The following is a 15869-nucleotide window of genomic DNA, read 5'->3' as shown; positions in this document are numbered from 1 at the left end:
TTTTAAATTAGTATTATATAACCCCAAGATACTAGTATATAGCTCCTTATTGTAATCCAATAGATTTAATATTGTCCTCATTTGATTGAGATAATGTTAAATATTATATAATTTGAAATCGTATCAGAAGCTATAACAATGGTTCTTATGACCCAATCATCTCACCACCGTTTACATGTATAAACTGACCTGTTATATAGCTACTGTCTTCAGACGCCAAGAACACATAGGCAGGACCCAACTCACTAGGCTGGCCTGCTCTGCCTAAAGGAGTATCCTGCCCAAAATCAGAAACATCATCAAACGTTGCGGGAATCAAGGGAGTCCAAATAGGGCCTGGCGCTACTCCATTAACCCGGATGTTCTTACTGGCCAAAGTTTGGGATAATGAACGCGTAAAACTTACAATAGCCCCTTTTGTACTAGAGTAATCCAGTAAGTGATCACTACCACGATAAGCAGTTACCGAACTCGTATTAATTATGGTATCGCCATCCTTCAAATGTGTCAACGCAGCCTTGGCAACAAAAAAGTACGGATAGATATTGGTCTCAAAAGTGGTACGTAGTTGGGAACTGTCAATATCGTTTAAAGAGTCCTTAGGAAATTGCATCGCAGCATTGTTAACCAATACATTTAGACCGCCAAAAGCATCTACGCATCGCCTTACGGCTTCTTTGCAAAAGTCTTCGTCTTTGAGATCCCCTTTAATTAATAGACATTCCCTACCCTCATCTTCAATCATCTTTTGGGTGGCTTGGGCGTCTTTGTCTTCCGATAAGTAAACTATAGCAACTCGGGCTCCCTCTTTGGCAAAGTGTACAGCCGCACTGCGACCTATACCGCTATCACCACCAGTGATAAGGGCTACTTTATTTTTTAATTTATCGCTACCCTTGTATGAAGCTCTTATAACTTCGGGTTCGGGGCGCATTTTTCGTTCTTTTCCTGGTTGTTTTTGTTCCTGTTCAGGGAATTTATTTGGTTTGTTCATAATTAATCTCGTTTTCTAAAATGATACGATAGCTTCAAAATTATAGGTTCGTTCGGTGATTAGAGTTAAGGTAGATGATCAACATGGTAGAATTCAACACAACGGATACACCATTGGTAATAATGATGGGATAATCTTTAAGAAACACACCATATACAGTCCATAGACCAACACCAGCTATAAGCACAGAAAGAAATACAGGCGAAATATCCTCCACCTTTCCTGTCTTTATGGCCTTATAAATCTGAGGAATGATGGCAAATGTGGTAAAAATACCGGCCAATATCCCTATAAGATCAACTCCACTCATACCGTTTTATTTACAGGCAAAAACCCAAACACACCCAAATGTCGGTAACTCCCTTGTAATTCATTAGCGTAAATGACATCATAATTAATCCTTTTGCAATTTGTAATGCAATGGTCATTTCCAAATCACCCTCATCAAAAAAATAACAGATAAGCAACTCATTATCAAATGAGTTATTAATTTATCGTATAAGATAAATGCAACCGCTTCCGTCCAACTAATTTTACTAAAAAACAACGAGCTTTAAACTGTAAATGATGAAAGTAAAACAAAAATTCAGGCGGTCCTTCAACAGCTTGTACATGTCTTCTAAAAAATATAAAATCAAAAAATATTTGCAGAAATTTATAATTGACAACGACCATCCTTGCCTAATGGCACAAACCGTTGTAAAACAAAAAAATATAGATTTCGATGTCTATACCAAAATGAACTCTTCGGTCACGGCACAGCAACTTTTGCAAAACATAGGCAACTATCTAAACAATTACGATTTCAACAGAAATGACTTCAACACCTACATTGCAGTATTCCCTTATGAAAGCCCTTATACAGAAGAAGAATTTGAAAACAACTTGTGGGATCTCTTAAGCCTAGTCAACCGCTACGACCCTGAGCCATGGGACCCAACAGTGTCAAGCAATCCACAAGACAATAATTTTAGCTTTAGCATCCAAGGGAAAGCGTTCTATGTCGTGGGCATGCATCCCAACAGCTCTAGAGCAGCAAGGCGAACCAAATACCCATTATTGGCATTTAACCTACACTGGCAATTTGAGCAGTTAAGAAAACACGGACTATACCATACCGTCAGAAATGATATCCGCAGCCGAGAAATAGAAAGAAACGGCTCCGTAAACCCAGTACTCAAAGACTTCGGTAAAGCCTCCGAAGCCCTACAGTATTCGGGAAAAAACAACACCGACAACTGGACCTGCCCATTTCAAAATTCTAAACATGAAAGTAATTAAACCAAGGTCTGGCACGGCATTCATCTTAAAAAAAGACCAGTACTTGTTGGTTGAAGACCTAGAAGGGCAGCAAGTCTCCGATATGGTATGCTTCGCCGGCAAGGAGTATAAAGAGAAAATATCCTCTGGTAAAACGCTCGATTTTGAAGCCACTACAAACCTAACTACGGGGAATTTTATCTGGAGTAATCGCAGTCGCAAATTATTGCAAATAGTACATGATGATGCAAAAAAACACGACTTCATACTGGCACCATGTAGTAAAGAAACCTTCAAAATTCTATATAAGGATCACGACACCACCCATAGTTGCCTAGATAATTTAACACAGGCACTAAAACCCTATGGCATTACCAAAGACGATATCCCTACCGCCTTCAACATTTTTATGAATGTACAAATAAAAGACACAAAGATCGCTGTATTGCCTCCGCAAAGTCTAAAGGGCGATCGCATTGTTTTTAAATGTCTAGAAACTTGCCTTGTAGCACTCACAGCATGCTCAGCTAAGGACAGCAACGGAGGAACCTTTAAGCCCATCGGCTATCAGGTTTTAGAAAATTTTTGAATACCAATTCGTTATATAATTAATGGGGTAATTTTTTTCTCAAAACCCCATAAATAAGCGTTCCTAAAAGAGCTCCGAGTATAACAATCAATACGGAAACATAACCCGCTCCGGCAAGTACGTACATAGGTCCTGGACAAACACCTGCAAGCGCCCATCCCAATCCAAAAATGATACCGCCTACTAAATAGCGTGTCACACTTTTATCCTTAGGCTCTAAACTCATGTCGCTATCATCAAGAGGTTTTAAGTTGTTTTTTTTAATGACTTGTACTCCAAGGATACCAAGCAGAACCGCAGAACCCATAAGACCATACATATGGAAAGAGCCAAACTGAAACATTTCATAAATACGAAACCACGATGCGGCTTCAGACTTATACATTATAATACCGAATAAAATACCGATAATGATATATACTATATTTTTCATACTATCCTAAAATTAAAGGGTATAACAAATGAACCATTATAAGACCACCTATAAAAAAGCCCAAAACAGCAATTAAAGATGGTTGTTGTAAATTACTCAAACCAGATATTCCATGTCCCGATGTACATCCACCACCATAGCGCGCACCAAAACCCACCATTATACCTCCCAATAAAAGGATGGCAATATTAAAGGGATCGCCTAAGGACTCTAGCGAGAAAATTTCTGAAGGCAAATAAGCTTCACCGGCACTGGTAATCTGATAGTCCGCAGCGAGTTGTTGAGCAACTTCAGGATTGACGGCTACAGTAGAATTGCTCAGATAATGTGAAGCGATAAATCCTCCAATAGCAGCACCTAGTACAACCAATAAATTCCAGCGTTTAGACTTCCAATCATAATCAAAATAATCCGACAATTTATCGGCTTCCATTGCCGCACAAGCTGTACGTAAATTAGAAGACATGCCAAATTGTTTGCCCACAAATAATAATAAAAAGAAGATTAATGCAATCAATGGGCCTCCCACGTACCAAGGCCAAGGTTCATAAATAACGTTCATAAGAGAAATGTTTTAGTTTACAATTAATTAAATTCCTTTATTTTTTCGCTCAAATCAAAAACTTTGGCGTTATCTAAATGCTTATCAATAATACTACTTCCTGCGGCACTTCTATACCCACCGGCACAATGCACCACAATAGGTTTGTCCGTAGGTATTGTATTCACCTCATCTCGCAGCGTGTTTAGGGGTATTGAAACGGCATTTTCAAATATTTTACCTTCCTCTACCTCACTTTTATTGCGGACATCTACAATCGTATAATCTTTCGGATTTTTCTTAAAATCCTCAATGTTCAAAGGACTCATCTCTTTTAACTTTACCCTCGGCAGGGTAACCACCTCTTTCAGTTGATTTTCATAGCCGATTTTAGCCACACGCTCTAATATCATATCTAAATCCTTCGGCTGATCAATGACAAGGCTAAATTCCTCCTCAGGTTTAATTATGGCACCCAACCAAGTTTCAAATTGGGCAGATTCAGATACGGCTTGTATATTAATACTGCCCTTAAGATGTCCTGTTTTAAATGCGCTTTCCTCACGTACATCTACGATTAAACCGTTTAGGTTCCCATTCATTTTAAAGTCCACTTTGGCAATGGCCTTCCGTAAGGTATCGGCTCCCCTCTTATTTAAATCTACATTGTAGCCAAAATAAGAAGGTATAAAAGGTTGACTTTCTACTAATTCCTTCACAAATTCTTGTTTGTCGGTAGTCTGAAAGGCCCAATTTTGCTTACGTTCGTCACCTAAAGTACTGCTACTTGCATCACTCATTCCCTTACCACAAAGAGAACCAGCTCCATGCGCAGGATACACAACGGCATCATCAGGAAGATCATTGAATTTTGAATGGATAGTGTCAAACATCGCTTCAGCAAGCTCTTTTTGCTTCTGTTTTTTATTACCACCGTCATTTCTTAAATCTGGCCGACCAACATCTCCCACAAAGAGCGTATCACCTGTAAAAAGCACTGTTTTATCACCCTCTGTGGCTACAATAGTGATACTATCGGGAGAATGGCCTGGAGTATTTAAGGCCGAGAAATTAATATTCCCTACAGGTATCACATCTCCTTCATCAAATTTGGTATACGGATAAAAGGCATCCAATTTCTCACTGTTATAGATTGTAGCTCCCGTTTCTTTGTATATCTGTAAATGTGAGCTTACAAAATCGGCATGAGGATGGGTCTCAATGATAGCTACAATCTTAGCGTTATTGGCTTGTGCATAGTCATAATAAATCTCTGGATTTCGTTCTGGGTCAATAACCACCATCTCGCCATTACTGATAACGGCATAGCTATAGTGGGCCAAGGGCTCATATTCAAACTGCTTTACCTTCATGGTTTTAGTTTTAAGGTTGACTTTAATACCTTAAAACTAGAAAGTACTATGGACATAGATTAATTCAATTCACACAAAAGATAATGCATATCAAAAACAAGACTTCAAAGGTAACAACGCTACACACATTTCAAAACACTAATGCCAACACTATGGGCAGCGTTTAAAACATAAAGCGCACCATCCACCTCTTGGTAAAAGCGTACACCAAAAACGCATAACAATGTACCCAGACCATTCGCTGTACCATCGGGTGTAAAGATGAGTGTATCTCCTCCAAAATTTCGGTCTAGTAAAACCTTCGGAGCAAGATGGAGTTCATAAGTAAGGGCTTCAAAATTAAAATCCAAAACACTGTACAACAATTCAATATGTGTGGCTCCGCTCACAAATCCAACATCCTGTATAGCAAAAGAACTGAGGGTCAAACGGTGATTAGTGCCTTCAATACGATAATCAAAAGGCAGCACCTGGCGCACCGAGCAATCTGGCGTATAAGCAAAATTCTGCAACAAGGTTTTGCCAGTATCAGTAACTATACCCTCTACAACACGCCGTTTACCACGTGCATGCGTAACATCCAAATCCTTCAAACCCGTAAACAATCGCATCAAACGACTATGAAAAAAGGTAAACCTATGGCCAGCATAGAAAGGCAACAAGGCATGCCGAAACAGTTTGTTCACTTTAGAGCAATGCCCAAACTCACTCGCGTTTTCACGTACCCTGTGCATACTGGCCTTGGTCTTTATAGCTTTGCGGTTAAAGCCACCACCAGCACGCCTAGCAATAGGTTGCCCATTGAGATAATAAAAATTGATACCACCAATAGTACCCACTAACGGTATAATACCCTTCTGTTTTGCCATAACACTACGCTAAAGTTAAACACCTAACCCACAGCAATATACAAAATTTCACAAAACAGGTTATAGTGTGGTTATAACATATTTATAATAAAGTTATAATATGCTATATGCATGTAACATCCAAGTACAGTGCAAATAGAATCAATAAAAAAAGATCTTAGATAGGCAAGAGCACCTAAAGCATTAACATTTCTAAAATAATACGTAATTTAGAAGTATGAAGCCTTCGTATATAGATTTACATTGCCACCCTTCCTTAAAGCCATATGGCAAGAGCTTTAAATACCAACCACAAAAACAAAATCACCTTAATAGTGGTAGAAAAAATTCGATATGGCATTACAGTCCACCTAATTTTCTGGAGCGCCAAGTCAGCAGACTACTCACTTTGACCAAATTCACCCAAACGGATATGACCACCTTGGCAAAAGCCAATTGCAACGTCGTAGTGATGTCCCTCTATCCTTTTGAAAAACATTTCCTAAAGGAAAAGATGTTGGGCTTTAAGTTTATCTCTGACATATTGGTAAATCTTGCTGCAGGTGTTAGTCAAAAACGAATTGATAATTTACGAAATCACAACAGCTACTTTCAAGATTTAAAGGACGAATATGCCTATTATATGCAATTGCATAATATGGCACAAGTTATCAATGGCATTACGTTTACATACAGACTTGTTAATAACCATGCTGATATTGAAAATAACATTAACAGCACAACGGCAACACGAAGAATAATGAGCGTAGTCAACACCATTGAAGGAGCACACTCCTTTGAAACAGGGTTGCACAGAGATAAAAACACAGCAGATGAAACAACGGTTTTAAGCAATATCGAAACCGTGAAAAACTGGGAACACAAACCATTTTTTATCACCTTAGCGCATCACTTTTACAACGAAATCTGCGGTCATGCCAGAAGTATTAGCATAGGTTTAATAAAAAAACAACAAAACCGAGGACTGAATTCAGACATAACGGAATTGGGCTTTAAGGTCATTGATAAACTACTAAACAATTCACAAGGAAAGCGCATACTGATTGACGTTAAACACATGAGCACTGCATCCCGAAAAACCTATTACCAACTTTTAGACACCAAATATGCCAGTGAAAATATTCCGATAATTATCAGTCATGGTGCGGTTAATGGAAAACGCAGTATTGTAGAATGGGATAAATCAGATTCAAAACTCAGTAAAGCATTTAGTGATATTGATGTTAATTTTTATGATTCTGAAATCCTACGCATTGCAAAATCTAAAGGTATTTTTGGATTGCAATTGGACGAACGACGGATAGGAAGCAAAAAAGCGATAAGAAGCTCTCGCATTTACTGGCCCAGTAAAAAACGACGCTCTAGAAACAAGTCGGAATTGATCTGGAACCAGGTTCAACACATCGCAGAACTTTTAGATAAAAATGGCTTATTTTGCTGGGAAACCGTTGCTATAGGCTCTGATTTCGATGGTATAATCAACCCAATAAAAGGGCTCTGGACAGCAGAAAACATAGCAGACATTAAGCCTTATTTAATTGAAAAAGCTGAGGATTACTTGAAAGAAAATGGGTCAAACTTACAAGCTCAAAATCAAATTTCAGCAAAAGAAATCATTGATCGCTTACTTTTTATAAATGCAAACGAATTTTTGAAACATAACTTTAAATAACCTAAATTGTATTCCCTTCTTCAGGAAGAGTTAGGGATGGGTTTAAAAATTGAAAGAAATTATATTAATGAATAAGAAAGAACAATTCATGAAAGAAGCAGTAAACGCTGCTTTAAAAGGAATGAACAACAACGAAGGAGGCCCCTTTGGATGCGTCGTCGTAAAAGACGGAAAAATAGTCGGCAGAGGTAATAATAAAGTCACCTCAACCAACGACCCAACAGCACATGCCGAAGTTACAGCCATAAGAGATGCTTGTAAAAACTTAGGTTCCTTTCAATTGGATGGTTGCGAAATTTACACCTCTTGCGAACCTTGCCCAATGTGCCTTGGTGCTATTTATTGGGCACGACCAGATAAAGTGTATTACGGAAGTAATCAAGTAGATGCAGCCAACATTGGCTTTGACGATGAGTTTATCTATAATGAAATTCCTTTGCCATACGAAAAACGAAGTATCCCTTTTGAGCAGTTAGCAAGAGAAATCGCTTTGAAGCCATTTGAAGAATGGGCTAAGAAAGAGGATAAAACTGAGTATTAAATTCTAGGAATTAATATGAGAAATAAAAGTTTAAATTATAATTGGGGAAATGAATTAAAAGAATTAGGATATACTAAGAAGAAGGTAAATCATTTTAGGAAAAAATATAAAAAACACTGGCTATGTATTGATTATGATTTAATGGGATTTATTTTAATGTTTAGAGTCTTAGGTCTTGATGCTTTTAACAAAACAAAATGTATCAAACATAAAGATATCGAAGATATGACTTCACTAACTCAAATTGGATTTATTAATATGGTGAATAAAATAGAAAATGAATTTAAGTCATTTATTGATAACGGTAAATAAAAGTATGCAAGTAAATGATAACCTTCATCCTAAATAACAAAACCATTAAAACCTCAGCCCATTCTGGTATGACTTTACTAGACTTTGTGCGCTACGAACAACGTCTCACCGGAACCAAAATCGGTTGTCGCGAAGGTGATTGTGGAGCTTGTACCGTTTTAGTTAGAACTCTAGAGAATGATACTATTACTTACCAAAGTATCACCTCATGTATTTCACCTTTAGGAAATGCTCATGGCAAACACATCGTTACAGTTGAAGGCACAAACCTAAAAAATAAACTAACCACTGCTCAAGAAGCCATGAAAGCCAATTACGCCACGCAATGTGGTTTTTGCACACCTGGTTTTGTCGTAGCATTGACTGGTTTTGCAATCTCAAATTCTGATAAAAATTACAGTAAAGCTCTTGATGCTATCAGTGGTAACATCTGTAGATGTACGGGCTACAAGTCCATAGAAAAAGCAGCATGCCAAGTCGTAGAAAAACTTGAAAATCAAGAAAAAAATTCTTTTAAATGGTTGATTGAAAACGGTTTTATTCCTGAATATTTTGAAGGTATTCCGCAACGTTTAAAGGAAATCGAAGCTGATGACCTTGACCAACCCAAAGGAAAATATGTTGCTGGCGGAACGGATTTATATGTTCAACAAGCCGATAATTTAATTGACAATTCGGTACATCTTATTCAGGAAAAAAACTTTTTAAAAGGTATTGAAATCAATAATGGAATTTGCAACATTGGCGCTAATTCTACAGTTACAGATTTGTGGAATCATACAGAACTTAATAGCTATTTTCCTAACCTAAAAAAACATCTTAAACTAGTCTCTTCAGAGCAAATTAGAAATATGGCTTCCTTTGGCGGCAATCTGGTTAATGCGTCACCTATTGGAGATATGACCATTTTCTTTTTAGCCTTAAACAGCAAAATCACAATTATAAATCCTGCAGGCAAAGAACGACAGTTGCCGCTTAAGGAATTTTATCAAGATTATAAAACTTATGATCTAAAGGATGGAGAACTTATCAAAACCATAAGCTTTAAACTCCCAACAAAAGATTCATATTTCAATTTCGAAAAAGTCTGCAAGCGAACCCATTTAGATATCGCCAGTGTAAATTCTGCCATTAATATTTCTTTAGAAAACGAAAAAATTCAAGAGGCTCATGTCTCTATTGGTGGTGTTGCCGCTATTCCTAAATATTTGCACAAAACCTCAGCATTCTTAAATGGAAAATCATTGACTTCAGAAATCATTATGGAAGCCGGTGATATACTTCAAAATGAAATTTCACCAATTAGTGATGTTCGTGGGTCAAGTGACTATAAACGCTTACTGGGAAGACAGCTGTTCTTTGCCCATTTTACGGAACTGTTCCCAAAGCAATTCAATTTAAACGACTTTGTTCAACATGCATAAAAACAAATCAAATAACGAATTGGAATCTCAACTAGATGCTGTTTCTATTGCTTTAAAAAAGAGCATTAAGAATCTGGATTCCTATACACATGTTCGCGGTGAATCCTTGTATGTAGATGATGTTAATATCAGACAAGGCACGTTTCATGCTGTGGTTTTTGATTCACCAAAAGCGCATGGAAAAATTAAGTCTGTCGATTATTCTAAAGCCGAAGCGTTGGAGGGTGTTGAACGTATTTTTACCTATAAAGACATCCCCGGAAAAAACCAAATTGGTGGCATTATACCAGATGAACCTTTGTTTGCAGAAGACGAAGTCCATTTTTGGGGAATGCCAATCGCATTGATTGTTGCCGAAACGGAATTCATTGCCAGAAAAGCAAGAGATCTAATCGAGATTGAAATTGAAGAACTACCTGTTATTACCACAGGGAAACAAGCCAAAGAAAAAGGCAGTCTCATTACAAAGCCACGTTCATTTGTATTGGGAGATCCTGAGAAAGCGTTCAAGGATTGTGAATATGTTTTTGAAGGTGAAACCTTCTCAAACGGTCAAGAACATTTATACATTGAAGCACAAGGTGCTTATGCCGAACCGTTGGAAAACGGAACTATAAAAATTACCTCATCAACGCAAGGACCTACAGCTGTACAAAGAACAACAGCACAGGTTTTAGGAGTAGCTATGCACAAAATTGAAGTGGATGTTACTAGGCTTGGTGGTGGATTTGGTGGCAAAGAAGACCAAGCCACACCTTGGGCAGTCATGGCGGCATTAGCGACATACCATTTGAATCAATCGGTAAAATTGATACTCAATCGCCATGATGATTTACGTATGACAGGTAAACGTCATCCTTATGAAAGCACCTATAAAATTGGATTATCCAAAGACTTGAAAATCTTGGCTTATGAAGCCGAATTCCTTCAAAATGCTGGAGCAGCAGCCGACTTATCTCCTGCTGTTGCAGAGCGCACCTTATTCCATGCGACGAATAGTTATTACGTACCTAACGTCAATGTTACTGTAGCGAGTTGCAAAACCAATTTACCACCAAACACAGCGTTTCGTGGTTTTGGTGGTCCACAAGGTATGTTTGTGATAGAGTCTGCGATTGCAAAAGCAGCACATGACATTGGAGTGACACCAAGAGCCATTCAGGAAGCTAATTTGTTAGATGAAAACGATGTGTTTTCCTATGGGCAAATTGCCAAAAAAGTGGAAGCTAAAAACTCATGGGAATCGGTAAAGTCAATTTATAATATTGAAGCTATAGAGCGTGAAGTAGAAGAATTCAATAATTCAAACTCAGCTTATAAAAAAGGCATGGCATTGATGCCTATTTGCTTCGGTATTTCGTTTACCAACACACCTATGAATCATGCACGTGCTTTAGTTCATATTTATCTCGATGGAAGTGTTGGCATAAGCACAGCAGCCGTAGAAATGGGACAAGGTGTCAACACCAAAATGATGCAAATTGCTGCTAATGTGTTTTCTGTTCCTTATGAAAAAATTAAAATTGAAACCACCAATACCACTCGCGTTGCCAACACCTCACCTTCTGCAGCAAGTTCAACGGCAGATTTAAACGGAAAGGCTACATTAAAAGCCTGTAACGCTTTATTAAAACGACTGAAAACTGTTGCAGCCACATACCTCAAGGTTACACCTGAACAGATCACTTTAAAAGATGAATTCGTATATATTAAAGCTAAAAAAACGCAACTCGAATGGACGCAACTCATCAGTATGGCCATGCTAGAGCGTGTGGCTCTGACTGAAAATGCGCATTATGCCACACCAGAAATTCACTTTGATAAAACCAGAGAAAAAGGTCATCCATTTGCCTATCATGTTTATGGCACAGCCATCATCACTACAACGGTAGATTGCACACGTGGCACTTATAAATTTGATTCGGTTAAAATTGTTCACGATTATGGAAAAAGTATGAGTAAAGGTATTGATTTAGGTCAGGTTGAAGGTGCACTAGTTCAAGGTATCGGTTGGATGACTATGGAAGAAATTGCTTATAACGACGAAGGAAAACTATTGTCAAACGCCTTATCAACCTATAAGATTCCAGATATATTTTCGGTACCGAAGATTGTGGAAACTGTGCCGTTAGAAACCAAGGGTCATGAATTGGCAATACTAAAATCAAAAGCTGTAGGCGAACCACCACTAATGTATGGTATTGGTGCTTATTTCGCGATTCAGAATGCGATTAAAGCCTTTAATCCTAATTACGATTTAAAGTTTCATGCACCGATTACACCTGAGAAAGTTTTGATGGGATTGTATGAGAAAAATAATATTTAAATAACACCCCTAAAGTCCCCTCGAGGGGACAATAGTTCAAAGTTTATTCGTGGGAATGTCCCCTTGAGGGGACTTTAGGGGTGTGAGACTATAAAAAAACAAGAATATCTCACTACACTACAAAAAACAAAACATCCTAAAAGGCGCGCTAATATACAGTGCTGGTGACACTATTGCTGCACTTTTGTTAGATGAATTCTCCTTTACACGGTTATTAGGAATGATGTTTATCGGTGCAACAGTTTATGCCTTTGAAATTCCTAATTATTTTGATTGGATTGTACGTAAGACACAATTTTTAAAAGGTATAAAAGCCACATTAACCAAAACCGCATTAGCTATTTTATATTTTAACCCACTATGGATTGCCAGACACTTGCTATTTATCAAATTATTTTCTGGTCAGTTTGATGCTATTGGTTGGAATATATTGGAAATTGCTTTTTGGTCATTTTTAGCTAATATTTTGATTTCGTTTATCGCCAATTATATCATTCAGAATCGATTTAAGTTGAAATGGCGGTTTTTGGGAAGTGCTATATTTTCAGCTTTAATGGCGATTTATTATGCTTTGAGTGAGACTTTTTTTGGTTGACAAGCCAAAGCTCAGACCTCACAGGTTTTTGAAACCTGTGAGGTCTAATCAAATAATCTTAAGCCATCTTTTTTCAAAACAGAATATTCAGAAATATTATAATGTTCCAAAATATCATCAAACAAAGATTCACGAACTACAAGAATTAAATAATGGTCTTTGTTCTTTTCATATTTCGGAATCAAAACTTTAGCCGAATCATGTAGGCCGTTATATTTCAATTCCAACTTCCCGAGTTCATCTATGATTAAATATTTAGAGACTCTTTTTTCATTAGCTTCTAATAAGTAATTATTCGCTTTTTGAAACGAAGACTTTAAAAATTGAAATGCTCCTATCGAAATTATTTTGTTTTCTTCTGTATCAAGATTAGTACCAAGAAAATACTCCTCCTTAGTTTTTATATTCAAAAAATAACGCTTCCCATTCTCACTATCTGGACACAACACACCATCAACATCTGCTCTACCTTCAATCCAGTTTAAAAGTGCAGTTGTTTTACCAGTTCTAATATCTCCAGTTAAAATATAAATCATTCTGAAGGCACTTTAAAATGCATACAATTGGAAATGCTATCTGCCATAAAATGTTTGAAGCGTGTATAACCTTTTAGATGTTTGGTGTCTTTCCAAGTATATGAAATAATCTGTCTGAAATACGGAAACAAATCCATAGCATTAGTAATATCTTCTTTGTATTGCGATTCTTTTTTGTTTAAATACTTACGAACCATTTTCAATAAAAAAGGGCCCAAAACCAAGTACCAAAGCATCAGTATTAAAAAACTTCGCAATAAGATATAGACCGCTTTCTGCCATCCGAATAAATCTCCACCAAATAATGAAAACGCCAAAACGATAACGGCTACTGTAATCAACCATAGCCAAATCACTTTCGTTTTGAAAGACCTTTTGCTCTTACCAGTTTTAATAGCGTCTAACTGAGTGTCTAAATAAAAATTCTTTTCCTTCTTTTTTGATATTATTTTAATAATGTTTCTGATAAAAATGCCTGCGAGCAATCCACAAACTCCATAAACAATCAGATACAGACTAATGAGGTAAGTCGATGTGGTGGTTTCTGAAACAAAATTCAATTTACTTTGCACCCACTTCCCATAAATATTAATGGCTTCCCAAACTTCTGTACCGTAAACAATCGTTAATATCAGTAATTTTTGAAGTGCTGATTCTAAAAAGGTGACGATTCCCAAAACGATAATCGCTGCACCTTTCCAAGAAAAGTTAGAAAACAAAAACGCTCCAAATATGGCCTGAAAACTCACAGCAACATAAGCACCAAAAGGTGAATATGGGCTTACCGCCATTTTTATAATCAGTACAACAACCAATGCTTTCAGTATGGCTTGCCATTTGTTTTCTGCATAATAGGCAATTAAGCTTATCAATAAAATTGCGATCCCACCCACGATTAACCCCGTAAATGGTGTGCTAAAAACATGCAAAAAACCCCCTAAACCAGACTCGTTTAATGCCCAAAGTGCTGTTAATCTGTCAATGATGTGTTTGTTGTTTTTCATGTAGAGATTCTTCGCTTTGCTCTGAATGACACAATTTATTTTGTTACTGGTTGGTAATGCACTTGAAGCAATTGTGCCACCACGCTTATCGCGATTTCTTTAGGAGTATCACCACCTATTGGCAATCCTATTGGGCAAACCACATTCTTCATACCATCTTCAATTCCCATTTCCTTTATGAGCATATTATTGAAGCGTGCTTTTTTAGTTTTACTGCCTATTAAACCTAAATATTTGGTTTCATTTTCCAGTGCCATGGCTACAATATCAAAATCTATAGCATGGTTATGCGTCAACACCAACACATAGCAATTCTTTCCCCAAGTGATGGTGTCCCTAAAAGTTTTAAAATCGTGTTCTTTTACCTGGCATTGTTCTATACTTTCATGAATATCAAACTCAGAAAACCAATCTGGTCTCGAATCGATCAGTTTTACTTTAAAAGGTGTCCCTACAAGAAGGTTGGCGATTTCGGTTCCGATGTGTCCTGCACCAAAGAGATGCAATTCTGGTGATTGATTCATGGGTTCTATTATAAATTCTACAACACCTCCACAGCATTGAGCAAAATCTGGTCCTAAGGTGTACGATGATTCAATGATTCTGTTTTCCCTTAAAGCCACTATGGCTTGATCAATGGCTTTATATTCTAATTTTCCGCCTCCAATGGTACCAAAAATAGATTTATCTTCAGCAACAATCATACGCGAAGATACCACGCAAGGTGCTGAACCTGAGCATTTGGTTACGGTAACCAAAGCCACAGGTTGTCGCTTTTCTTTAAATTCTGATAAAAGTTCTATCCAGTTTTTCATTTTATTTAGAAAAAGAAGAACTAAAAGTAAGGTTTTTTAGTGTAAACCATCCAGAGTACACCTGCTTAAAATAAATTAGCATTCTCCTTATTTTTCTGTTAAGTTTGGGTTTATTTTTCGACCTAAAACCTAATACCTAAAAATTACGTAGGTAATATAACTAACTGAAACACTTTACAAATGTCTAAAACATACTACGACCCAGCAGATTTAAGAAAATTTGGAAATATTACGGAATGGAGTGAAGAACTCGGCAATAAATTCTTTGACTACTACGGTAAAGTGTTTGAAGAAGGAGCATTAACTGCTCGCGAAAAATCACTTATTGCCTTGGCAGTTGCACATACGGAACAATGTCCATATTGTATCGATGCCTATACCAAAGATGGGCTTCAACGTGGTGTTACTAAAGAAGAAATGATGGAAGCTATACATGTTGGTGCTGCTATAAAAAGCGGAGCAACTTTAGTGCATGGTGTACAAATGATGAATAAAGTGAATAAATTAGACGGATAAAAAAGCCCCTTTTTATTTCCCAAGAGGGGAAAAACCAATACGCATAAAATTAAATAAGCATAACAAACC

The 15869-nt window shown here is 37.2% G+C and carries 18 protein-coding genes; 9 read left to right on the top strand and 9 right to left on the bottom strand.

The annotated features are described in order from the left end of the window. Nucleotides 1-145: 145 nt before the first annotated feature. Nucleotides 146-994, bottom strand: coding sequence for an SDR family oxidoreductase (locus tag F1003_RS05895; RefSeq protein WP_155088285.1), 849 nt, complete (start codon nt 992-994; stop codon nt 146-148). Between the two features lie 40 nt (nt 995-1034). Beyond that, nucleotides 1035-1304, bottom strand: a complete 270-nt coding sequence (locus F1003_RS05890) for a SemiSWEET family sugar transporter (protein ID WP_155088284.1) — start codon at nt 1302-1304, stop codon at nt 1035-1037. 254 nt (nt 1305-1558) lie between these two features. Between F1003_RS05890 and gntA the strand changes: the two genes are divergently transcribed. Next, nucleotides 1559-2275 carry a guanitoxin biosynthesis heme-dependent pre-guanitoxin N-hydroxylase GntA gene (gntA, locus tag F1003_RS05885; protein WP_306461424.1) on the top strand — a complete coding sequence of 239 codons (717 nt, stop codon included), beginning with the start codon at nt 1559-1561 and terminating at the stop codon, nt 2273-2275. Beyond that, a complete protein-coding gene (locus tag F1003_RS05880) occupies nt 2262-2843 on the top strand; it encodes a DUF1989 domain-containing protein (RefSeq protein WP_155088282.1) in 582 nt (193 codons plus the stop codon). Before gntA ends, F1003_RS05880 begins: the two co-directional genes overlap by 14 nt. Nucleotides 2844-2862: 19 nt before the next feature. On the opposite strand, the gene F1003_RS05875 is transcribed toward F1003_RS05880, so the two are convergent. The 4 genes from F1003_RS05875 to F1003_RS05860 form a co-directional block, all read right to left on the bottom strand. Beyond that, entirely contained in the window at nt 2863-3276 is a 414-nt protein-coding gene (locus tag F1003_RS05875; RefSeq protein WP_155088281.1) for a YeeE/YedE family protein, read from the bottom strand. A 1-nt stretch (nt 3277) separates the two neighbouring features. Beyond that, a complete protein-coding gene (locus tag F1003_RS05870; protein ID WP_155088280.1) occupies nt 3278-3838 on the bottom strand; it encodes a YeeE/YedE family protein in 561 nt (186 codons plus the stop codon). Between the two features lie 23 nt (nt 3839-3861). Then, the gene (locus F1003_RS05865; RefSeq protein WP_155088279.1) at nt 3862-5190 is read right to left on the bottom strand and encodes an MBL fold metallo-hydrolase; all 1329 of its coding nucleotides are present in this window, start codon (nt 5188-5190) and stop codon (nt 3862-3864) included. A gap of 119 nt (nt 5191-5309) precedes the next feature. Next, complete coding sequence (locus F1003_RS05860; protein ID WP_155088278.1) at nt 5310-6059, bottom strand: hypothetical protein; 750 nt, start codon at nt 6057-6059, stop codon at nt 5310-5312. Nucleotides 6060-6276: 217 nt separating this feature from the next. Here F1003_RS05860 and F1003_RS05855 point away from each other — a divergent pair, with 217 nt between their 5' ends. The 6 genes from F1003_RS05855 (at nt 6277) to F1003_RS05830 (ending at nt 12929) form a co-directional block, all read left to right on the top strand. Then, a complete protein-coding gene (locus F1003_RS05855) occupies nt 6277-7731 on the top strand; it encodes a membrane dipeptidase (protein WP_155088277.1) in 1455 nt (484 codons plus the stop codon). Nucleotides 7732-7798: 67 nt separating this feature from the next. Further along, complete coding sequence (locus F1003_RS05850) at nt 7799-8272, top strand: nucleoside deaminase (protein WP_155088276.1); 474 nt, start codon at nt 7799-7801, stop codon at nt 8270-8272. Nucleotides 8273-8287: 15 nt separating this feature from the next. Then, nucleotides 8288-8584 (top strand): hypothetical protein, encoded by a 297-nt coding sequence (locus F1003_RS05845; protein WP_155088275.1) that lies wholly within the window; start codon nt 8288-8290, stop codon nt 8582-8584. A gap of 14 nt (nt 8585-8598) precedes the next feature. Continuing rightward, nucleotides 8599-10008: an FAD binding domain-containing protein gene (locus tag F1003_RS05840; RefSeq protein ID WP_155088274.1), complete on the top strand. Its 1410-nt coding sequence runs from the start codon at nt 8599-8601 to the stop codon at nt 10006-10008. Continuing rightward, nucleotides 10001-12334 carry a xanthine dehydrogenase molybdopterin binding subunit gene (locus F1003_RS05835; protein ID WP_155088273.1) on the top strand — a complete coding sequence of 778 codons (2334 nt, stop codon included), beginning with the start codon at nt 10001-10003 and terminating at the stop codon, nt 12332-12334. The genes F1003_RS05840 and F1003_RS05835 overlap by 8 nt, the downstream gene beginning before the upstream one ends. 220 nt (nt 12335-12554) lie before the next feature. Beyond that, nucleotides 12555-12929 (top strand): hypothetical protein, encoded by a 375-nt coding sequence (locus tag F1003_RS05830; protein WP_202913880.1) that lies wholly within the window; start codon nt 12555-12557, stop codon nt 12927-12929. A gap of 44 nt (nt 12930-12973) precedes the next feature. Here F1003_RS05830 and F1003_RS05825 read toward each other — a convergent pair whose 3' ends face one another. The 3 genes from F1003_RS05825 to xdhC are packed head-to-tail and all read right to left on the bottom strand — an operon-like array spanning nt 12974 to nt 15284. Then, the gene (locus tag F1003_RS05825; protein WP_155088272.1) at nt 12974-13465 is read right to left on the bottom strand and encodes a nucleoside-triphosphatase; all 492 of its coding nucleotides are present in this window, start codon (nt 13463-13465) and stop codon (nt 12974-12976) included. Beyond that, nucleotides 13462-14469 carry a hypothetical protein gene (locus F1003_RS05820; protein ID WP_155088271.1) on the bottom strand — a complete coding sequence of 336 codons (1008 nt, stop codon included), beginning with the start codon at nt 14467-14469 and terminating at the stop codon, nt 13462-13464. Before F1003_RS05820 ends, F1003_RS05825 begins: the two co-directional genes overlap by 4 nt. Before the next feature lie 35 nt (nt 14470-14504). Further along, a complete protein-coding gene (gene xdhC, locus F1003_RS05815) occupies nt 14505-15284 on the bottom strand; it encodes a xanthine dehydrogenase accessory protein XdhC (protein WP_155088270.1) in 780 nt (259 codons plus the stop codon). 180 nt (nt 15285-15464) lie between these two features. Here xdhC and F1003_RS05810 point away from each other — a divergent pair, with 180 nt between their 5' ends. Then, the gene (locus F1003_RS05810) at nt 15465-15800 is read left to right on the top strand and encodes an arsenosugar biosynthesis-associated peroxidase-like protein (RefSeq protein ID WP_155088269.1); all 336 of its coding nucleotides are present in this window, start codon (nt 15465-15467) and stop codon (nt 15798-15800) included. Nucleotides 15801-15869: the final 69 nt, after the last annotated feature.

This window comes from Winogradskyella ouciana (assembly GCF_009709615.1).
In the GTDB taxonomy this organism is placed as follows: domain Bacteria; phylum Bacteroidota; class Bacteroidia; order Flavobacteriales; family Flavobacteriaceae; genus Winogradskyella; species Winogradskyella ouciana.
The sequence above is the reverse complement of the archived record's forward strand: the minus strand, read 5'-3'. Positions and strand labels throughout refer to the sequence as shown.